Genomic DNA, 19,509 nt, shown 5'->3' with positions numbered 1-19,509 from the left:
CGAAAAAGGGCCAGCCCATGCTACGCCGCGTGCCCATGGCTGGCAATCGGGAGGATGCCGGGCGCTTGGGCGCGTAGGCTCAGGCGCGTTTTTTTGTGCGCTGCGTTGGTGGTGCGGCGCGGGGCTGCTGTGCGGCGTCCTTGTGCACCTTGTCGAGCAGGCGCTTGGCACGAACCGCGCAATCTTCGGCTTCGTCCTTGTGTTCGATCTCGTGGGCCAGCGCTAGCAACTGGTGTTTGCTTTGCGCGAGCCGCTGTTCCAGCAGTTCGATCTCGGCAATCTTGCGCCGCAGCGCAGCGAGCAATTCTTCGTGCCGCCAGTTGTCCAGATCGGGCGGCAGGAACGTGCGGATTTCGTCCAACGAGAATCCGGCGCCCTGCGCGCACAGGATGATCTCCAGGCGCCGCAACGTATCGGGCGCGTATTCGCGGTAGCCATTGGCCTGGCGCTGCGCGGGCTGCAGGAGACCGCTGGCCTCGTAAAACCGGATGCGCGAGGCGGCAACGCCACTCTGTTGGGCGAGTTCTCCGATCTTCATGCAGACGGCTCCGACGGGCTTGACATTAAAGTTGACTTTAAGCTTAACGTGGAAGCGTCGTCAAACCAGGAAACGCCCATGAAGCTCTTCACTCCGCTCACGCTGCCGAACGGCGCGGTCATCCCCAACCGCCTGGCCAAAGCCGCCATGGAAGAGAACATGGCTGATGCGGACCACGCGCCGTCCGATGCGCTGCTGCGCTTGTACGAGGCCTGGGCCCGGGGCAAGGCGGGGCTCATCATCACCGGCAATGTCATGGTGGACCACCGTGCCATGACGGGCGCCAACGGCGTGGTGCTGGAAGACGATGCGCATCTCGACCGTTTCCGGCGCTGGTCGCAGATCGCGCGGGCCAATGGCGCGCATGTGTGGATGCAGCTCAACCACCCTGGCCGCCAGATGCCGGCGGCGTTGGGGCAACCCACTTTGGCACCGTCTGCCGTGCCGATGGATCTGGGGACCTTGTCCAAGCAATTTCCGGTGCCCAGGGCGATGACGGAAGCCGATATCGCCGAGGTGCAGCAGCGCTTCGTGCGGGCGGCGGTGCTGGCCGAGCAGAGCGGTTTTACCGGCGTGGAGATCCACGCCGCGCATGGCTATCTGCTGAGCCAGTTTCTTTCGCCCAACACCAACAAGCGGCAGGACGCGTGGGGCGGCCCGATTGAGCATCGCGCGCGTCTGCTGCTGGACATCGTGCGCAGCGTGCGGGGGGTGGTGTCGGCGCAGTTCGTGGTGGCGGTCAAGCTCAACTCGGCGGACTTCCAGCGCGGTGGCTTCAGCCCGGAGGATGCCAAGCGCGTGGTTGAGATGCTCAACCCGCTGGGCGTGGATTTGGTGGAACTATCCGGCGGCAGCTATGAAGCCCCGGCCATGCAAGGCCACGCGCGCGATGGCCGCACGCTCGCCCGCGAGGCCTACTTCCTGGAATTTGCCCGAGACATTGCGGCCGTGGCGCGCATGCCGTTGATGGTGACGGGCGGCATCCGCCGCCGTGCGGTGGCGGAGCAGGTGGTGGACAGCGGCATTGCCATGGTGGGCATCGCGACGGCGCTGTCGATTGATCCGAACCTGCCGCGCGATTGGCATGCCGGCAAGGACAGCGCCCCGGTGCTCCAGCCCATTACCTGGAAGAACAAGGTGCTGGGCTCGCTGGCCAACATGGCGGTCGTCAAGTTCCAGCTCAAGCGCCTGAGCCAGGGGCGGGGTACCCACCCGAGCGTCTCGCCCCTGCGGGCGTTGGTGTTGCAGCAGCTGGCCACGGCTTGCCAGACGCGACGTTACAAGCGCTGGCTGGCGCAGCGCGCGTTGCGCTAGCCGGCAACTCCTCAGGGGGGGCAGCCCGGTTGACGGCAACATCCAGTTTTCTGGAAAATGCATCCATTAAGATGGAATCCGCGGCCGCCGCGAATCCGCCTCCCCCTTTTTGGAGCCCCGCATGCCCGCCCCCAAGCCGAACGACGACATTCGGAGCGACGACATCCGCCTGATCGACTGCACCGAGGCCGAGCACGCCCAGGCGATTCTCGACATCCTCAACGAGGCGATCGTCAACTCCACGGCGCTGTACGACTACGTTCCCCGCCCCCCGCAGGCCATGCAGACGTGGTTTGCCGCCAAGCGTGCCGGCGGTTTTCCGGTGGTGGGCGCGGTGGATGCCTCGGGCCGGCTGCTGGGTTTTGCGAGTTGGGGTACGTTCCGCGCGTTTCCTGCCTACAAGTACACGGTGGAGCACAGCGTGTACGTCCACCACACCTGCCGTGGGCGCGGGCTGGGCGAACGCCTGCTGCGTGAACTGATCCGGCGCGCGCAAGCGGCCCAGGTGCACGTGCTGGTTGGCTGCATCGACGCGGCCAACGCCGGCAGCGTCGCGCTGCATACCCGGCTCGGGTTCGTGCACGCGGGCACCATCAAAGAGGCCGGCTTCAAGTTCGGCCGGTGGCTCGATGCAGCGTTCTATCAGCTCAACCTTGAGACGCCTGCACACCCTGTGGATGGTTGACGGCAGGGTCGATTGAAGGTGTCGCAACGGATGCCGCGATGGTGCGGCGCCATAGAAAAAGGCCGGCGTGATACCGGCCTTCTTTCATTGCGTCGCCAGCAGTGCCGTCAGCCCTTGGCCACGACGTTGATGCGCAGCGCTTCGGCCCCCGCCGCGATGGCGAGCAGCCGGTCGACATTCGGATGCGCGCCCGGGCGATTGCGTGCGTCGACGGTGTGCTCGGCGAACACAGCCAAGCCGTGCTCGGCGGCCTTGGCATCGAGCTGGCCGAACGCCTGCTGCAGGTAGTGGTACACCGCCAGCGAACCTTGCTTGCCCGGCTTGTTTTCGATGTCGGCGACCACGGCGCCCTGGCCGTCTACCAGGTCGATGCGCTCGACGCCGTCAATGGCGGGCAGTTGGGCGAGGTTGTCCTTGAAGATGGGGGTCGGTTGAATCACTGAAGTGGCTCCGTGGGTTGTTCAGGCGGGCCGTATGTTAGCCGCTCTGCCAACCCACGCGCGCGGCTCAGCGTTTCGCGCCGGCCTTGTTCACGGCAATGGCCGCCTGGATGAGCGTCTTTAATGCCTTCTCGTTCACCGTGTCGCCTTCGCGAAAATCGATCGCGCGGCGCACGTTGCCATCCAGGCTGGAATTGAAGAGCCCGGCTGGGTCCGGCACGGAGGCGCCCTTGGCAAACGTCATTTTCACCGTCTGCTTGTAGGCCTCGCCGGTGCAGAGGATGCCGTGGTGCGACCACACCGGCACGCTCCATTTCCATTCCTCGACCACGTCAGGGTCGGCTGCCAGGATGACGGTGCGCAGGCGGGCGAGCATCTCACCGCGCCAGTCGTTCAGCTCGGCAATGCGGGCGTCGATCTGCTCGGCGGCGGGCGGTGCGTTGTCCGTTGCGTTTCTCTTCATGCGTTGCCTCCGTGATGGATTGACGAGGATAGGCTCAACTGCGTGCGTGCGCCATCGTCGACTTGCATGCGCCGGTCATGGCGCCCGGCCAATTTTGGAGCCAAACTTGCTTGCCTGAAGCTGGCTTGGATGAGGGAGCCATCATGCAAGAGCTCGCCTTTCGTACGTTGCTGTATCGCTACTTCTTCTTTGGCTGGCTGTACAAGGATGCCAGTCACGGCAACCTGTTTGAGCGCTCCGCCGCGTGGCGCTTCAACCAGGCGCATGCGCACTGGCTGCTCGCATACATGTGGCGATGGCTCTGGTGCGGCGTGGTGTTCTACGCGCTGGGCGGGGCGGCGGAACTGGCCCTCAAGACGCCGTGCCTGTCAGCATTGTTTTATGTGCCCAGCGCGTTGAGCGTGCCCATCAATATGGTCATCGGTGTGCTGTGGATTGGGCTGAAGGCGCTGCCCGGCCCGGTGCGTGAACGCTAGGTCATGGCTTGATCTTGGTCGAAGGGCACCCGGATGCTATGCTGCGCGCCCAAGCGATCTGGGCGTCGCATTTGTCCAAAGACGAGAAGGGATGACGGAATCAACACCCACACAGCAGACCACTGATTCGACGCGGGCACCGCTTGCCATTGCAACCTTGCTGCAAGCGGGCTTTACCGCGACCTACGCGTCCGACTATTGGGACATGATTAGCATGGGCGCGATGTCATTGCTGACCGTGCTGATTTCGCTGCTGGCGTGCGTGCTGCTCTACAGCGGCGTGGTCCGCCACCTGATGGGCAAACCGGCGCAGTGGAGCCTGATGCTCGCAGCCGTGGGCCTGGCGTGGTCGTTTCTCGAGTGGGGTCCGAGGATTCTGTGGTCGTATCCGTTCCTGCTCGGGGCGATTGTCGGCACGGTGGCGTGGGCGTTGACGCTCAAGGCGTCGCGACGTGAGGCGCGTTGAACCGTATGCGCTTGAAACAATGGATCGCGCGCATCAAGGACGCGCTGGCCGGGAGCGCAGAATCGAACCCCGCCACCAATGATGTCGAAGCGCGCAGCGCTGCCGAGATCGAGGCGCTCATCGCCCAACTGCGGCAACAATCACCCGACGCACGCCGTGGCGAGAACGTCAGCCTGACCGATCTGGGCGAGGACGATGCGTTCGTAGCGCCGTTGGTGGCGACCACGCACGACGCTGACGCCTATTTCCGCGCGAGTGCGGTGCATGCGCTGGCGCACTACGACCTGGGTCAGTATCCACACGCCGAATCCGCCGTGCTGCATGCCCTGAAGCACGACACCGAGCCAGGCGTCCGCGCTGCTGCTGTGCAGGCACTGGGTAGACAGTCAGAGGCCGTCGCACACGCGCACGAGCGTGCATGCCTGCAAGCCGTCAACGACCCGAGTGCCGAGGTCCGCCGCGAGGCGGTGCACGTGCTGGGGTATTGGCCGTCCAAGCTGGCGGTTGCTGCATTGCGCGCACGATTGCGTCTGGATACCGATGTCGATGTGCGCGTCTGGGCGGCCTACGCACTTGGCAGGTGCGGCACGGCGGATGCGATTCCCGATCTGTTTGCGGCCGCGGTTGATTCTGACGGTCGCGTGCGCGCCGCTGCATTGGATGCGATGTGCGAATCCGCTGATCCGGAAGACACCACGTTGCATGACCTGCTGCTGGCCGCTGTGTCTGATCCCGCGCCGGAGGTCCGTCGGCGAGCGGCACAGGGCATGCGCTTTCGGCCACCGCAGGCGCTGCCAGCATTGCGGGCACTCACCAATGACCCGGAACCGCGTGTGCGGCAGGAAGTCGTCATCGCACTGGGCTTGCGGCGGGATGCGGAGTCGCTCGACCTGATCGCTGCGCGTGTGTTTGAGGAGGCGGATGAAGAGGTGCGCTACTACGCTGCCAGCGCGCTTGGCGAATTGCGGGACGCGCGTGCCACGCAACACCTCATCCACGCGTACCAGACGCCTGCATTGGGGCACCAGGTGCAGTGGATGGCGCTGTGGGCGCTGGGTGAAAACCGTGATGTCGCCGCAATGCCGACACTGCTTGCGGCACTGCGCGACCCCGATGCCGAGTTCCGTGCACGGGCCGTCGAGTCGATCGCCATGTTGCAGAGAGACTTGCGTGCCGATGCTGAGCACGCTTGGCCGGCGATGCTGCCTGCGCTGACGGAGGCCCTGCGCGACGTGGATGACGACGTGCGGGAACAATCTGCGCAGGCATTCACGGACATTTACGCGTTGCCCACGCTGCATGCTGTGTTGTCCGGTTTGCCCGAGCACGACGTTGCTGCCAAGCACGCACTACAGCGCGCGATGGCGGTGCGCGAAGAAGAGGCCGCCGCAATCGCAGCCAGACCCTTTGGTCGTGGCACTGTGGAGTACAAGTAAGCGGCGACGCGCCCTGGTGCCGGCAATGAAGCGATGGCGGTTCAGTGCCCCGATGTCCCTCGGATGCGGTTGACTCGGGGCTACACGGTCGCGATCAGCAATTCCTCCGCATTGGCGAGTGGACGCAAGCCATCGGCGCGGCCAGCAAAGTAGCGCTGCGTCAGGGTGTCGGCCGAGATGTGCTGCGCATCACGGAAGCCGTTTTCGCGCGCCAGCGCCAGCATGTCGGGCGGGGTAAAGAAGCTGATGAAGGGCGTGCCGCTGGCGCGTGCGCCTTTCTCGGCCATCTCCAGGCCGGGACGGACTTCCGGCGCGGCCATTTCCAGTGGCAGCAGAAACGTCATGGCAAACATGGACCCGGGCGCCAGCGATGCCACCTGCCGCAGCGTGGCGGCGTTCGCTTCCTTGGTCAGATACATGCTCACGCCCGTGGACACCACCACGGCAGGCTTGCTGGTGTCAAAACCGGCGGCGACAAGGGCGTCTTGCCATGACTCGCGCGCTTCAAAATCGACTGGCACGAAGCGCAGCCAATCCGGTATGCCAAAGTCGAGCTCCACCAAACGTTGGCGTTTCCATGCCTGCGGGTTGGGCGGATCGACCTCGAACACGGTCATGCGCGACGCAACATCCGGCCGACGCTGCGCGAAGCTGTCCAGGCCCGCACCCAGAATGACGTACTGGCTCAGTCCGCGCGCTGCGTGCTCGATGACGAGATCTTCAATGAAGCGCGCCCGCGCCACGATCGACGCCCGAAAAGGCCGCGTGAACTGGGGGTCCATGTCGCCACGTTGTTGCCAGTCGGAGGGCGGCGCGAGCAATTGCAAGCCGACCGTGTCTTCCAGCACGTGCGGCGGGGCGTCAATCTGTACATGCAGTGCGCGCCACAAGGCCACGCGCGCTGCGGTGCTGTCGGGTGCGGCATCGGGTAGGGTGCTCATGGCGACATGCCTCCATCAATGGGGGTGCCGATACTCGGGGAATGCGGCAACGGCCTGTACCGGCTGCTTGGTCATGCAGACCTCAAACAGCCGGCTGCCCAGCCATCCGGCCAACCACGCTTGCAGCGCCGGCAGCGGCTGGCTGGCAAACCACTCGGGCTCCACCGCTGCAAACTGGCGCACGAACGGGAAGATCGCCAGGTCCGTCGCGCACGGTGTCGCGCCGCCAAGATAGCGCTGACTTAGCAAGCGTGATTCCAACGGTATCAGCAGGGTTTCAACGGCCTGGGCACGGGCAGTCTCGCGCGGCACAGCCTCTTGCGGATAGCGATCCGGATACTTGTAGCGATCGAGCAGGCGTTTGAAATCGCCATCGTTCGTGCGCAGCAGCGCAAGGTTGTCGGCCGATTGGGCGCGGCGCCACCAGCCATCGGTGTCCGGCTGTTCGAGCGCCCAGCGCATGATGTCGAGACTCTCTTCCAGCACGGTGCCGTCGGGCAGGCGCAAGACGGGCACGGTGCCCTTGGGCGACAGGGCGAGCATTTCCGCCGGCTTGTCGCGCATGACGATCTCGTAGGTCTGAAAGCGGCGCTGGGCCTGCAGCATCGCCAGGCGGGCGCGCATGGCGTAGGGGCAACGGCGATAGCTGTAGAGCAGGGGCAGGGTGGTGTCAGCGAGCATCAAGGCAAGCGTGAAAGGTCAAAAAGGGCGGTTGGTGAATCGGCGAGGGTAACGTCTTATGCGACCAGGCGTGCATACCCGGAGCGCCCCGCGCGCCGCACCGATTGCGGCGGCTGCCCAAACACGCGGATGAACGCGCGCCGCATGCGTTCCGGATCCGCAAAGCCCACGGCGCGGGCGACTTGTTCCAGCGATTCATCGCCGGCTTCCACGCGTGGGCGGGCGGCTTCGGCGCGCAGCTTTTCGATGGCCTTGGCGGGCGTCTGCCCAGTCTCCGCCACGAAGGCGCGATCGAACTGGCGGCGGCTCAGGTGCGCGACGTCGGCCAGCCGGTCGACATCCAGCGCCTCATGCAGATGCTCGCGCGCATAGCTCAGCGCGCGGGCGATGCGGCTCGATGCCGGGTCTAGCTCCAGCAGCGCTGAGAACTGCGACTGCCCGCCCGGCCGCCGGTGATAGACCACCAGCTCCCGCGCCACCGCGCGCGAGATGTCGACGCCCAGGTCGTCTTCGATCAACGCCAGCGCAAGGTCGATGCCTGAAGAAATGCCGGCCGAAGTCCACACTGGCCCGTCGTGGATGAAGATGTGGTCGCTCTGCACCTGCACGTGCGGATAGCGCCGCTGCAACAGTGCCGCCATGCGCCAGTGCGTGGTGGCGCGGCGGCCATCCAGCAGCCCGGCCGCTGCCAGCGCAAACGCGCCGGAACACACGCTCGTCATGCGCCGCGAGTGCTGTGCCGCTTCCTGCACGAAGGCGATCAGCTGGGGCGAGAACGCATCCTCGCGCGGGCCGTTGCCGCCGGAGATGACGAGCGTGTCGAAGGCCGGGTTGTCCAGCGCCTGCGTCTGCATGACGAGACCGGGGGCGCTCTGCACCAACGTGCCGCCCTCGGACAACACGTCGATCCGATAGGCCGGCTGCCCGGAGGTGGCGGCATGCAGCCGGTTCGCCACGTCAAAGGCCGTCAGCGGGCCGGTGAAATCCAGCAGGCTGCAGCCCGGAAACACCAAAAAGCCGATTCTGCGCATGATGTCTTGAAATGAGGGATTAACGTCATTCAGGCCGGATGTTGCTCCGCCAGACTGCGACTGTCAAACGCATTTCTGGAGAGACCATCATGACAACAGCCGTGTGTTTACCGGCCAGCACCACGCCCCTATCGCGCCATCACCGCTGGAAGGTGCTGGGCGTGGGGGTGGCGGCCAACGCGAGTTTTTCGGCGGCGTTTTCGGGCATCCCGACGACGGCCGTGTTCATCCGCTCGGCGTACCACCTGGGCAATGCTGAGCTGGGCGTGGCGATTGGGGCGCTGGGGCTCGGGATCGCCATCAGCGAGTTGCCGTGGGGTTTGTTGACGGACCGTTGGGGCGATCGCTCGGTGCTGCTGGCGGGGCTGGGGCTCACGGGGCTGGCGTTGTTCGTGATGGCGTGCTGCGTGGCGCCCCTGCATGGCAATGTGCCGCCGCTGGCGTGGCTGGTGGCCGGCATGCTGAGCGTGGGCCTGCTGGGTGGCAGCGTGAACGGATCGAGCGGGCGCGCGGTCATGGGGTGGTTTCGAGAAGGTGAGCGCGGCTTGGCCATGAGCATCCGCCAGACGGCCGTGCCACTGGGCGGGGGGATTGGCGCGCTGGTGCTGCCGAGCCTGGCCGCGCATGCCGGGTTTGCCGCGGTGTATGGGGTACTGGCGGCGGCGTGTCTGCTGACGGCGGTGCTGACGTGGCTGTGGGTGCATGACGCGCCCGACATCGTGAGTGCTGCCTCTGCTAAGACGACCGCACCGGCTGGCCCCGGTCCACTGCGAGACCCGATGCTGTGGCGCATGGCCCTGGCCATCGGCCTGCTGTGCGTGCCGCAGGGGGCGGTCGTCGCGTTCGCCACGGTGTTCCTGCGCGACTTTGCGCATGCCAATGTGCTTACGCTCAGCCTGACCATGGCGGCGGTGCAGGGCGGTGCGGCCGTTATGCGGGTATGGAGCGGCCGCTGGACCGACCGCCACGGCAATCGCCGCGCGTATCTGCGGATGTGCGCTCGGTTGAGTGTTGCGCTGTTCGTCGTGCTGGCGGGGGTGGCGTGGATGACGTCGGCGCTGTCGATCGACCTGGCGGTCATGCGGATCGCACTCGTGGCGGCCATCGTGGCAGGCGGCATTTGCGTGTCGGCTTGGCATGGCGTGGGCTATACCGAGATGGCCACGCTGGCCGGTGCACAGCGGGCGGGCACGGCGTTGGGCCTGGGCAATACGGGCGCGTTCACTGCGCTTGGTGTGACATCGCTGAGCCTGCCGTATGTGCTGGCGTGGTCGTCTTGGCCAATGGTGTGGCTGGTGGCGGCCGGTAGCGCGTTGATTGCGTGGCGTGTGCTGCCGGCGGTACGTTGATGGGTCGATCGGGTTGCGCGGCGCCAATCCCCTGCGTTTCTTCCTATAGTGACCGGCACAACCAGACACGAGGGGGCCGCCATGGCAGGCTTGAACGCAATCCAGCACGTGGTCGTGCTGATGTTGGAGAACCGGTCGTTCGACAACCTGTTCGGCACGCTGTATCCGAAGAGCGCCGAGTTTGATGGCCTCTCCGGCACCGAGACCAACCCCGATGGCGGCGGCGACCCCATCCGCGTGTGGACGACGCCAGTGCCGCCCAACGTGATGACGCTGCCCAACCCCGACCCGGGCGAGCTCTTTACCGACATCAATCAGCAGCTCTTCGGCCAGCAGATGCCGCTGGGGCAGACGCCCACCATGCAGGGCTTCACCACCAACTACGCCAAGAACGGTGGCAACCCGCGCGACATCATGCATTTCTTCACGTCGGACCAGGTGCCGGCGCTCAGCACCTTGGCGCGCAACTACGCCGTGTGCGACGCGTGGTTTGCCTCTGCGCCGTGCCAGACGTGGCCCAACCGGTTCTTCGTGCATACCGGCACCGCGCATGGTTATCCGAACAATTCGCCGGTGCACTTTCCGTATTTGATGCCGACACTGTTCAACGCGCTCGACGGCGTGGCGCCCAACGATTGGGGCGTCTACTACCACGACTTCGCGCAGTCGCTCACGCTCACGCGGCTGTGGCTGCATCTGGACCACTTCCACCTGTTCGACGATTTTCTGGACGACGCGGCCAACGGCAAGCTGCCCTCGTACAGCTTTATCGAGCCGCGCTACTTTGCTGATCTGGATTGGCCCAACGACATGCATCCGCCGCACGATGTCGGTTACGGCGATGCGCTGGTCGCACAGGTGTACAACGCGCTGCGCAACTCGCCGCAGTGGCATCAGACGATGCTCGTCATCACCTTTGACGAGCACGGTGGGTGTTTTGACCACGTGCCACCGCCCGCTGTGGTGCCGCCCAGCCCGCCGCAGCCGGGGCAACTCTTCGCGTTCGACCGGCTGGGGGTGCGCGTGCCGGCGGTAGTGGTGTCGCCGTGGATTCCCAAGGGCACGATCTTCCGTTCGACCGTGGCGCAGCCTTACGACCACACCGCCATCATCAAGACGCTGCGCGTGCGCTACAACATCCAGACGCCGCTCACCGCCCGCGATGCCAGCGCGCCCGACCTCAGCCAGGTGCTGGAGCTCGCCGCTCCCGATGACAACCGCGACCCCGTGGCCGCCCGTGCCTTGGCAGCGAACCCGGCAGGTCTGCAAGCCGCGCGCAACGCGCCGCTCAACGACTTCCAATGGGCCATGCACGAATCGGCGGCGATGCTGGCGCCGCTGGGCACCGGCATCAGCATTGATGACCACGTGCGCAATCTGTCGACCGATCAGCAGCCTGCTGTGCCGGCCGCGCAAAATGCCCAGCAGGCCGCGCAGCACATTAAGGACGTGCTCGCTTCGATGGATTTGCCGTATGCGGGGCAATAAGGGCAGATTTATATTTCCGTGATAACCCAGGCATAATCGCCACGCTTATTAATCCATAAAAATGGGGTATGCGTGGCGTCGGTTCAGATTTCCGGTTTTCCGGCATTGGTTTGGGCGGCAGGGTTTGTGGCAGTGGCAACTGTGCCGGTTTGGTTTGGCGCGCAAGCCGTGGGGGCAGATCGGGCGACCATGCCCCGCTCCGCACTGGCATTGGTGCTTGCCTTGGTGGCGTGTTATGCCTCCTTGTTTGTCGCTGGGTCCGTCGCGATTATTGTGGCACCGCTTGTCTGCATGGCGGTTTTCAAATACGTCTTGGACAGTTCGTTTCTAGGCGCCTTCTTTCTCGTGGTGATTTCTGCCACGGGTTTGTGGCTGGCGGGCAAGTTGTTCATGTCCGGCATCACGCTTTCGGTTTAATTGGTTGAATCGTTGCTAATAGCATTGTGTTGATCCGTCCTTTTCGAGCCGGCGAAGAACCCGCGCTCCACGCTATCTTCCATTCCGCCGTCCACGGCATCGCCGCCAGCCGCTACCGCGCCGAGCAACTCGAAGCCTGGGCGCCCACCGATTACGACGCCGAACAATGGGCCGAGCGCATCCGCCGCATCCAGCCTTTTGTGGCGGAGATCGACGGACAACCCGTGGGCTATGCCGACCTGCAAGCCACCGGCTATATCGACCACTTCTTCGTGGCGGCCACGCATGCGCGGCAGGGCGTCGGCCAGAGCCTGATGAACCACATCCTCAACCTGGCCGCGCAACGCCGGATAGCGCGTGTGCAGGCCCACGTGAGTTTGAGCGCTGAGCCTTTTTTCGCCCGCAACGGGTTTGCGGTCATGGCACGCCAGACCGTGACAGTGCGCGGCGTGCCGCTCGATAACGCGCTGATGGTGCGCATGCAGGCCTGAGCCAAGACGCGCGCGGGGCTTCACTCTTCGGGGAAACCCTCGGAATGTAGTTAAAGTTTGATGATCATCTGTCGTTAGTTTTGTTGAACTCGATTCCCCCAGAGGAATCGGTTTATGCCCCACAAAATTTCTAGCGACGGATATGAAAACGCTCTCCATCAAGGCACGGCTGGCGCTGGTGCTGTTTGTTCTGGCTGTATTCCTGGCGGGCGTTGGTGCGCTGGGGCTGGTCGGTAACCTGCGCTCGAACGCGGCGCTCAAGGAAACCTTCTCCAATAACCTGCCGTCCACGCGCATGCTGGGCCGGGCGGAATCCAAGCTGGTGCAGGCGCGCACCGCGCTGGATCGTGCCATTCTCGACACTGAACCTGGCAAGACGGCTGAGGCTATCAGCTCGGTCGACAAACAGCTTGATGCAAGCGAGCAAGGGTGGAAGGGTTACCTCGCGCTGCCATTCTCCACACCGGAAGAAGAGCGCGTGGCCGGTGAGGCGGGCAAGCAGCGCGCCCTGGTCAAGGAAAGCATCGCCTCGGCCATCGAGGCCCTCAAGCGTGGCGACAAGGAAGCTGCCCGCGCACTCGTGACGGACAAGATTCCCGGCCAGTACCGTGCGTACGCAGAACAGTCCGACCGTCTGAACACGATTCAAGAAGAGGTGTCCGGCGCCGCCTACGCGGGATCGCAATCCTTCTTCAATGGTCTGCTGTGGACGTTCGGCATCGTCATTGCCATTGGCTTGGCGCTGGCGGCCGGTTGCTACGTCGTGCTGTCGCGTGCGATCTCGCGCCCGCTGGAAGAGATGCTCGTGCACTTCCGCGAGATTGCCGGCGGCAACCTCACCACCACGGTGCGTATCCACTCGCGTGACGAGATGGGCGTGCTGATGGAAGGTCTGCAGCAGATGCAGGCCAAGCTGAAGGAAACCGTGGTGACGGTGCGCCGTGGCAGCGAGTCGATCGCCTCGGCCACGCAGCAGATCGCAGCAGGCAACACCAACCTGTCGCAGCGCACGGAAGAGCAAGCGAGCTCGCTGGAAGAAACCGCATCCAGCATGGAAGAGCTCACGAGCATCGTGAAGCAGAACGCCGACAACGCGCGTCAGGCCAGCACGCTGGCGGTGACGGCTTCCGAGATCGCTGTTCAAGGTGGTGCCGTGGTGCAGGACGTGGTGACGACCATGGGCGAGATCAACGAGTCGTCGCGCAAGATCACCGACATCATCGCCGTGATCGAAGGCATCGCGTTCCAGACCAACATTCTGGCGCTGAATGCTGCCGTGGAAGCTGCACGTGCCGGTGAACAAGGCCGCGGTTTTGCGGTGGTGGCGGGTGAAGTGCGCACGCTAGCGCAACGCAGCGCGGGTGCCGCGAAGGAAATCAAATCGCTCATCGAAGACTCGGCCACGCGTGTGGAATCGGGCTCGAACCTGGTGGCGCGTGCTGGCAAGACGATGGAAGAGATCGTCGTGGCGGTGAAGCGCGTGACCGACATCATGGGCGAGATCAGCGCGGGCTCGGCTGAGCAGAGCAGCGGCATCGAGCAGATCAACGAAGCCGTGACGCAGATGGATGACGTGACGCAGCAGAACGCCGCGCTGGTGGAAGAAGCCGCGGCCGCTGCGCAAGCGCTGGAAGAGCAGGCGAACGAACTGCGCCGCGCTGTTGCGGTGTTCCAGGTGGCGATGTAACGCACGGTTCCGGATGGATTGCCCCGGCAGCGAAGTGGCTGCTGCGGGGCTACACTGCGGGGTCGGCCTTCGGGTCGGCCCCGCTTTGTTTTATGCGGTGCACTCATAACGATTATCCGGAGGTGTCATGCGTTTCCAGTGTCGTCGTGTTTCCGTTCGAGCCGTGGTGTCTGCTGCCGTGTTGGCATGCAGTGCCGGTGCTTTCGCTCAGGCCATTCCCGCCAGCAAGCCTGCACCCACGACGCTCACGCCCGAGCAGCAGCGCTATCACGACATCTACAAAGAGCTGGTCGAGATCAACACGACGCATTCGGCCGGTGACACCACCAAGGCCGCGCAGGCCATGGAAAAGCGTCTGCGCGAGGCAGGCTTTTCCGCCGCTGACATGCAGGTGATCGAGCCCTTCCCGAAGAAGGGCAACCTGGTGCTGCGCTGGAAGGGCACGGGCGCCAAGAAACCCGTCTTGCTGCTCGCGCATATCGACGTGGTGGAGGCCAAGCGCGAAGACTGGAAGACCGACCCGTTCAAGCTGCAAGAGACCGACGGCTACTTCACCGCGCGCGGTGCGATTGACGACAAGGCGATGGCGTCGGCATTCGTGTCGGTGCTGGGCCAGCTCAAGCAGGAGGGCTTCAAGCCCGCGCGCGACATCATCCTCGCACTCACCACCGATGAAGAACGCGGTGATGTGCCGAGCAACGGTGCGTACTGGATCGTCAACAACAAGCCCGAGCTGGTGAAGGCCGAGTTCGGCATCAACGAAGGCGGTGGCGGCGAGTTGCGCAACGGCAAGCCGGTGCTGCATCGCATTCAGGTGGCTGAAAAGATGTACACGACGTACGAGCTGGAAGTGCGTGACGTGGGTGGCCACAGCTCGGTGCCGACCAAGACGAACCCGATCTATGCACTGTCGGCGGCACTGGACCGGCTGGGGGCGTATCGATTTCCTGTCAAGCTGGCGGACGTGACGCAGACCTACTTTGCGCGCAGTGCGCCGCTGGCGACGGGGCAGTTGGCGGAAGATATGCGGGCGGTCGGCACCGGCAAGCCGGACCAGGCGGCCATTGATCGGCTGTCTGCCAATCCGTTCTACAACGCGCAGTTGCGGACCACGTGTGTGGCGACCATGGTCAATGCCGGCCATGCGGAGAACGCGCTGCCGCAGTCGGCCAAGGCGACGGTCAATTGCCGGATCCTGCCGCACGATGATCCGGCGGATATTGATCGTCAGCTCAAGCAGGTGCTTGCCAACGACAAGATCAGCGTGCGCTATGTCAACAAGCCGCTGGCGAGCCCGGCATCACCGCTCAATGGTGACTTGGTGAAGACGGTGGAGGCGCTGACGCAGCAGACGTGGGGCGTGCCGGTGATTCCGGCCATGAGCACGGGGGCGACCGATAGTCGCTTCATGCGCAATGCGGGGATTCCGATGTATGGGGTGTCGGGGTTGTTTACCGAGTCGGCGGACTTGCGTACGCATGGGTTGGATGAGCGGATTGAGATTGCTCGGTTGTATGACGGGCGGGAGTTTCTTTATCGGTTGGTGAAGGGGGTGGCGGAGTAAGGGGTTGTTGCACTGCTGGGCGGGTTTTTTGTGTTGGTGGTGCATCCCTTGTTTCTCCCCCTGCCGGGGGCGACTCACTTTCTCTGTCTTGCCAGAGAAAGTAAGCAAAGAGAGGCGCGCCCGAGATGGCGACTTCCCCTTGAATTTATGTGACCGTGCGGGGAAGGAGGCAAACTCGCTTCGCTCAGACAAGCCTCCTTCCTTTATCCGCCCGCTCACAGAAATTCAAGGCGCCATCTAGGGCAGGGTAGGGCCACACCGTCTGGGTGCGTGTGTTGGCGGTGTGGCCGATTTTCGTGGCTGCTTAGATGAAGCCACCGTCGGTCATTAGGGTGCGGCCGGTGATCCAGCGGGCGTCGTCCGACGCCAGGAAGGCGATGGCGTCGGCGATGTCTTCGGGTTCGCCAAGGCGGCCGAGCGGAGTGGTTTCACGCATGCGGGCTTTGACCTCGTCGGGGATGGGGGCGGTCATGTCGGTGCGAGTGAGCGCCGGTGCCACGGCGTTGACGGTGATGTTGCGCGGGCCCAGTTCTATGGCAAACGCGTGGGTCAATGCGCCGACTGCGGCCTTGCTGGCTGCATACACCGACAGCCCTGCGCGTGGGCGATACACCAGGCTCGACGATACGTTGACGATGTGGCCGCCGCGTGCGGGCACATGCGGCAGCACGGCTTGCGTGACGAGGATGACCGACAGCGCGTTGGTGCGGAATTGCGCATCAAACGAGGCGGCGTCGATGCTGCCGACGGGCTGGCCTTCCAGAATGCCTGCGTTGTTGATGACGATGTCGATGGTGCCGAAGGCTTCGCGCACGGTGCTGACCATGGCGTTGACGGACGTTGCGTCTGCCACGTCGGCCTGCACGGCGATGGCTTCTGCGCCGCTTGTGCCGCTTGTGCGAATGGCGCTGACGACGGCGTCGGCTTCGTCGCGGTTGCTGCGGTAGACCACGGCGACGCGGGCGCCGTCCGCGGCCAGGCGGCGCGCTACGGCGGCGCCAATGCCGCGTGAGCCGCCGGTGACGATGGCGTTGCGGCCCGCCAGGCGGGCCGGCGTGTTGGATTGAATGTGCGACATGCGTGTTCTCCTGAAGGGATGCAATGTTTCGGGAGAACAGGTTACGAACCCGACGCAGTGCGCGCAGCGGCCTTCACTGCGACGCGGCGTTCCAATGTTGGAACGCGGTATGTGGATGATCTTCAGCGCTGCTGGCGCTTACGATACTCCGCCACCTTATGCCGATTGCCGCAGAGCGCCATGCTGCACCAGCGGCGTTTGTGCGACTTGGTGCGGTCGTAAAACCAGCGTGCGCAATCGGGGTGTTCGCACATGCGGATCAACGCGAAATCACCCTCCGCCAACAACTGCGCCGCCGCTTCGGCCAGTGGGGCGAGGCACTGTTCCACCGAATCGGTCGGGCGCAGACGTTCCACGCGTGGTGTGCCGTCGCGCCACACCAGAACAGGGTGGCTGGGCGCTTGGCGGAGGAACACGTTCAGCGCATCGGCGCTGGCGGTGCGGCCGGCTTTGCGGGCCTCTACCAACACGCGGACCGCCTCGCGCAGGTGTCGCGCCACTGCCAGCAACACGCCGGGCGGATAGCGCCCCGCCAGGGGTTGCGCCAACCAGCCGGCGCGCATCAGCCAGTCGGATACATCCTCATCGGTCTGCCAAAGGTCGCAGGGCTGGTCGCCCATGTTGTCCACGGTATTGAGCATGTCGAGCACGGGGTGATCGGCAATCAGTGCGGGCGTATCAGGCGGTGACATGGCGCCGATTGTAACTGGTATGAGATGCAATACAGGTTACGCGCAAACCCCCGTCTTTCGCCCGGAAATCTTGGGCGTAGTGCGCCGCATTACCATGAACGCATCCCGACTTGGCTGGAGACGATCATGAGCGCATGGCCTGACGCCCGCGTGCTGGAGCTGTTCAACATTGACGTGCCCATCGTGCTGGGGCCGATGGCCGGCGTGGCCGGTGTGGAGTTGGCGATTGCCGTGGCGCGCGGCGGCGGCCTTGGGTCTCTGCCGTGCGCGATGCTCAATGCCGAGCAGATCCGCCAGCAGGTCGAACAGTTTCGCGCTGCCGTGCGTGGCCCGATCAACCTGAACTTCTTCTGCCACACGCCACCCCAGCCTGACCCGGAGCGGGAGGCCAAATGGCGTGCCCATCTGGCACCGTACTACGCAGAATTCGGCATCGACCCGAATGCGCAGGCACCGGCCGTCAACCGCGCGCCGTTTGATGAAACCACGTGCGCGCTGGTGGAAGAACTCAAGCCCGAGGTGGTGAGCTTTCACTTTGGCTTGCCGGCGCCCGAATTGCAGGCGCGCGTGAAGGCCACGGGCGCGAAGATCATCTCCGCCGCCACCACGGTGGAAGAGGCGCGCTGGCTGGAGGCGCGGGGCGTGGATGCCATCATCGCCATGGGCAATGAGGCGGGCGGCCATCGCGGCATGTTCCTCGCCAAGACCATTGAATCGCAGGTGGGCACGTTTGCACTGGTGCCGCAGGTGGCGGATGCGGTGCGCGTGCCAATCGTCGCGGCGGGCGGCATTGGCGATGCGCGCGGCTTGGTGGCGGCGCTGGCGTTGGGCGCATCGGCTGTGCAGATTGGCACCGCCTACATGCTCTCGCCTGAGGCGAAGACTTCAGCCATCCACCGCGTTGCACTCAAGCGCGCAACCGATGCCGATACCGCACTCACGAACCTGTTCACCGGCCGGCCGGCGCGTGGCATCGTCAACCGCCTGATGCGGGAGATCGGCCCGATGAGCCCATTCGCCCCGGCTTTCCCGACGGCGGGCGGCGCGCTCGCCCCGTTGCGCGCCAAGACAGAGCCAACCGGTTCGGGCGACTTCATCAACCTATGGTCCGGCCAGGCCGGTCAGCTGGCGACAGAAGATTCCGCTGAAGCCATCACCCGCCGTATCGCTGCACAGGCGCTTGAACGACTGGCTTGAGCACGTTCCGCCGCATCATTCCCACACGGGCACGTCAGATGGCGTGCCCGTTTTGCATGACGAATCGGGATGCATGCAATGGAAAAATTTCATGTAACTGCATTAGCGAGATTTTTCCGGTTTCGCCGCGTGAATCAACCGAGCGCCTTCATGGTTGGTTCTTGCGTAAAGCGCTCGCGCAGGAACGCGATAAGCGCTTTGACGGATGGCGGCACACCGGCGCGCGAGGGGTATAGCGCGTGCAGGTCTGCGGGCTCGGGCGTCCAGCCGGGCAACGCGGTGCGCAAGCGGCCATCGAGCAGCGCCGCATGGCAGCAATGCTGGGGCAACACGGCAAAGCCCAAACCGGCGATGGCCGCTTCACGCAGGGCGAGGATGTTGTCGGTGGCAAAACGCGGCCGAATCGGCAGCGCGAGCCGGTGGCCGTGCCGGTCGTGCAATACCCAGTCGCGGCTGCGGGTGAGCGTGCCCTGGCCCAGGCAGGGCAGGTCTTCGAGTGCTGCCGGCGTAGCGGGCCCCCCCACGCGCGCGATCAACGTGGGGCTGCCCACCAGCACGCGTGGCGATACGGCCAAGGGGCGCGCCACCACATCCCGCGAGGGCAACGGCCCCGTTGCGGCGCGGATGGCCACGTCAATGCGCTGTTCGATCAGGTCGACATAGTTGTTGGATAGGTCCAGCTCGATGCGCAGCTTGGGGTGAGCGTCGGCAAACTCAGCCAGCCAGCCGGCGATCAGCGTTTCCGCCAGCAAGGGCGAGGTGCCCACCCGCAGCACTCCCGCCGGCTCGCTGCGCGCGGCCCCGGCCAGCGCTTCAATGGCTGCGGAGGCGTCGGCCATGTCGCGCGCGTGCCGATACACCGCCTCGCCCACCGGCGTGACGGACACGCGATGGCTTGAACGTTGCAGCAGGCGCGTGCCGAGCTGCGTCTCCAGCTCGGCAATGCGTCGGCTCAGGCGGGATTTGGGGATACCCGTGGCACGCTCGGCGGCAGAAAAGCCGCCGGCTTCCACCACGCGCGTGAAGAGGTAGAGATCGTCAAAGCGCTTCATGTTGGGGCGGTGTTGCAGGCGAA

At 64.8% G+C, this 19,509-nt stretch carries 21 protein-coding genes; 12 read left to right on the top strand and 9 right to left on the bottom strand.

Annotation, left to right across the window (positions count from 1 at the left end; all coding sequences use genetic code 11):
- Window positions 1-79 precede the first annotated feature (79 nt).
- Window positions 80-538 (bottom strand): MerR family transcriptional regulator, encoded by a 459-nt coding sequence (locus tag ACN9M1_RS23375; RefSeq protein ID WP_426399230.1) that lies wholly within the window; start codon window positions 536-538, stop codon window positions 80-82.
- A gap of 78 nt (window positions 539-616) precedes the next feature.
- On the opposite strand from ACN9M1_RS23375, the gene ACN9M1_RS23370 reads away from it, so the two are divergent.
- Together ACN9M1_RS23370 and ACN9M1_RS23365 are read left to right on the top strand one after the other, a co-directional pair.
- Window positions 617-1,852, top strand: coding sequence for an NADH:flavin oxidoreductase/NADH oxidase family protein (locus ACN9M1_RS23370; protein ID WP_426399229.1), 1,236 nt, complete (start codon window positions 617-619; stop codon window positions 1,850-1,852).
- A gap of 121 nt (window positions 1,853-1,973) precedes the next feature.
- Window positions 1,974-2,537: a GNAT family N-acetyltransferase gene (locus ACN9M1_RS23365; protein WP_426399228.1), complete on the top strand. Its 564-nt coding sequence runs from the start codon at window positions 1,974-1,976 to the stop codon at window positions 2,535-2,537.
- A gap of 107 nt (window positions 2,538-2,644) precedes the next feature.
- On the opposite strand, the gene ACN9M1_RS23360 is transcribed toward ACN9M1_RS23365, so the two are convergent.
- Both ACN9M1_RS23360 and ACN9M1_RS23355 read right to left on the bottom strand, forming a co-directional pair.
- Window positions 2,645-2,977, bottom strand: a complete 333-nt coding sequence (locus ACN9M1_RS23360) for a DUF2322 family protein (protein ID WP_426399227.1) — start codon at window positions 2,975-2,977, stop codon at window positions 2,645-2,647.
- A gap of 67 nt (window positions 2,978-3,044) precedes the next feature.
- Window positions 3,045-3,440 carry a DUF1801 domain-containing protein gene (locus ACN9M1_RS23355; RefSeq protein WP_426399226.1) on the bottom strand — a complete coding sequence of 132 codons (396 nt, stop codon included), beginning with the start codon at window positions 3,438-3,440 and terminating at the stop codon, window positions 3,045-3,047.
- 143 nt (window positions 3,441-3,583) lie between these two features.
- Between ACN9M1_RS23355 and ACN9M1_RS23350 the strand changes: the two genes are divergently transcribed.
- From ACN9M1_RS23350 to ACN9M1_RS23340, 3 genes are all read left to right on the top strand, one after another.
- A complete protein-coding gene (locus tag ACN9M1_RS23350; RefSeq protein WP_426399225.1) occupies window positions 3,584-3,916 on the top strand; it encodes a hypothetical protein in 333 nt (110 codons plus the stop codon).
- A 91-nt stretch (window positions 3,917-4,007) separates the two neighbouring features.
- A complete protein-coding gene (locus ACN9M1_RS23345; protein WP_426399223.1) occupies window positions 4,008-4,382 on the top strand; it encodes a hypothetical protein in 375 nt (124 codons plus the stop codon).
- Between the two features lie 5 nt (window positions 4,383-4,387).
- Window positions 4,388-5,818 (top strand): HEAT repeat domain-containing protein, encoded by a 1,431-nt coding sequence (locus ACN9M1_RS23340; protein WP_426399222.1) that lies wholly within the window; start codon window positions 4,388-4,390, stop codon window positions 5,816-5,818.
- 80 nt (window positions 5,819-5,898) lie between these two features.
- On the opposite strand, the gene ACN9M1_RS23335 is transcribed toward ACN9M1_RS23340, so the two are convergent.
- Genes ACN9M1_RS23335 through ACN9M1_RS23325 form a run of 3 tightly spaced genes read right to left on the bottom strand, consistent with a single transcriptional unit; the run spans window position 5,899 to window position 8,471 of the window.
- Window positions 5,899-6,759 carry a class I SAM-dependent methyltransferase gene (locus ACN9M1_RS23335; RefSeq protein WP_426399221.1) on the bottom strand — a complete coding sequence of 287 codons (861 nt, stop codon included), beginning with the start codon at window positions 6,757-6,759 and terminating at the stop codon, window positions 5,899-5,901.
- Window positions 6,760-6,774: 15 nt separating this feature from the next.
- Complete coding sequence (locus tag ACN9M1_RS23330; RefSeq protein WP_426399220.1) at window positions 6,775-7,440, bottom strand: glutathione S-transferase; 666 nt, start codon at window positions 7,438-7,440, stop codon at window positions 6,775-6,777.
- A 56-nt stretch (window positions 7,441-7,496) separates the two neighbouring features.
- Window positions 7,497-8,471, bottom strand: coding sequence for a GlxA family transcriptional regulator (locus ACN9M1_RS23325; protein WP_426399219.1), 975 nt, complete (start codon window positions 8,469-8,471; stop codon window positions 7,497-7,499).
- Window positions 8,472-8,560: 89 nt separating this feature from the next.
- Between ACN9M1_RS23325 and ACN9M1_RS23320 the strand changes: the two genes are divergently transcribed.
- The 6 genes from ACN9M1_RS23320 (at window position 8,561) to ACN9M1_RS23295 (ending at window position 15,467) form a co-directional block, all read left to right on the top strand.
- On the top strand, window positions 8,561-9,820 hold the full coding sequence (locus ACN9M1_RS23320) for an MFS transporter (protein WP_426399218.1): 1,260 nt from the start codon (window positions 8,561-8,563) through the stop codon (window positions 9,818-9,820).
- Window positions 9,821-9,901: 81 nt separating this feature from the next.
- Entirely contained in the window at window positions 9,902-11,308 is a 1,407-nt protein-coding gene (locus tag ACN9M1_RS23315; RefSeq protein WP_426399217.1) for an alkaline phosphatase family protein, read from the top strand.
- 72 nt (window positions 11,309-11,380) lie between these two features.
- Entirely contained in the window at window positions 11,381-11,725 is a 345-nt protein-coding gene (locus ACN9M1_RS23310) for a hypothetical protein (RefSeq protein ID WP_426399216.1), read from the top strand.
- A 23-nt stretch (window positions 11,726-11,748) separates the two neighbouring features.
- Window positions 11,749-12,216 carry a GNAT family N-acetyltransferase gene (locus tag ACN9M1_RS23305; protein WP_426400716.1) on the top strand — a complete coding sequence of 156 codons (468 nt, stop codon included), beginning with the start codon at window positions 11,749-11,751 and terminating at the stop codon, window positions 12,214-12,216.
- A gap of 142 nt (window positions 12,217-12,358) precedes the next feature.
- The gene (locus ACN9M1_RS23300; RefSeq protein ID WP_426399215.1) at window positions 12,359-13,903 is read left to right on the top strand and encodes a methyl-accepting chemotaxis protein; all 1,545 of its coding nucleotides are present in this window, start codon (window positions 12,359-12,361) and stop codon (window positions 13,901-13,903) included.
- A 127-nt stretch (window positions 13,904-14,030) separates the two neighbouring features.
- Window positions 14,031-15,467 (top strand): M20/M25/M40 family metallo-hydrolase, encoded by a 1,437-nt coding sequence (locus ACN9M1_RS23295; RefSeq protein ID WP_426399214.1) that lies wholly within the window; start codon window positions 14,031-14,033, stop codon window positions 15,465-15,467.
- 304 nt (window positions 15,468-15,771) lie between these two features.
- On the opposite strand, the gene ACN9M1_RS23290 is transcribed toward ACN9M1_RS23295, so the two are convergent.
- Window positions 15,772-16,545 carry an SDR family NAD(P)-dependent oxidoreductase gene (locus tag ACN9M1_RS23290; RefSeq protein WP_426399213.1) on the bottom strand — a complete coding sequence of 258 codons (774 nt, stop codon included), beginning with the start codon at window positions 16,543-16,545 and terminating at the stop codon, window positions 15,772-15,774.
- A 122-nt stretch (window positions 16,546-16,667) separates the two neighbouring features.
- Window positions 16,668-17,237 (bottom strand): CGNR zinc finger domain-containing protein, encoded by a 570-nt coding sequence (locus tag ACN9M1_RS23285; protein ID WP_426399211.1) that lies wholly within the window; start codon window positions 17,235-17,237, stop codon window positions 16,668-16,670.
- Window positions 17,238-17,363: 126 nt separating this feature from the next.
- On the opposite strand from ACN9M1_RS23285, the gene ACN9M1_RS23280 reads away from it, so the two are divergent.
- Entirely contained in the window at window positions 17,364-18,434 is a 1,071-nt protein-coding gene (locus ACN9M1_RS23280) for an NAD(P)H-dependent flavin oxidoreductase (protein WP_426399210.1), read from the top strand.
- Window positions 18,435-18,568: 134 nt separating this feature from the next.
- Here ACN9M1_RS23280 and ACN9M1_RS23275 read toward each other — a convergent pair whose 3' ends face one another.
- Window positions 18,569-19,486 carry a LysR family transcriptional regulator gene (locus ACN9M1_RS23275; RefSeq protein WP_426399209.1) on the bottom strand — a complete coding sequence of 306 codons (918 nt, stop codon included), beginning with the start codon at window positions 19,484-19,486 and terminating at the stop codon, window positions 18,569-18,571.
- Between the last annotated feature and the right edge of the window lie 23 nt (window positions 19,487-19,509).

The organism is Ralstonia sp. R-29, assembly GCF_049913345.1.
Lineage (GTDB): Bacteria > Pseudomonadota > Gammaproteobacteria > Burkholderiales > Burkholderiaceae > Ralstonia.
Note: the sequence above shows the minus strand (reverse complement) of the source record. Positions and strands in the feature narration are given on the sequence as shown.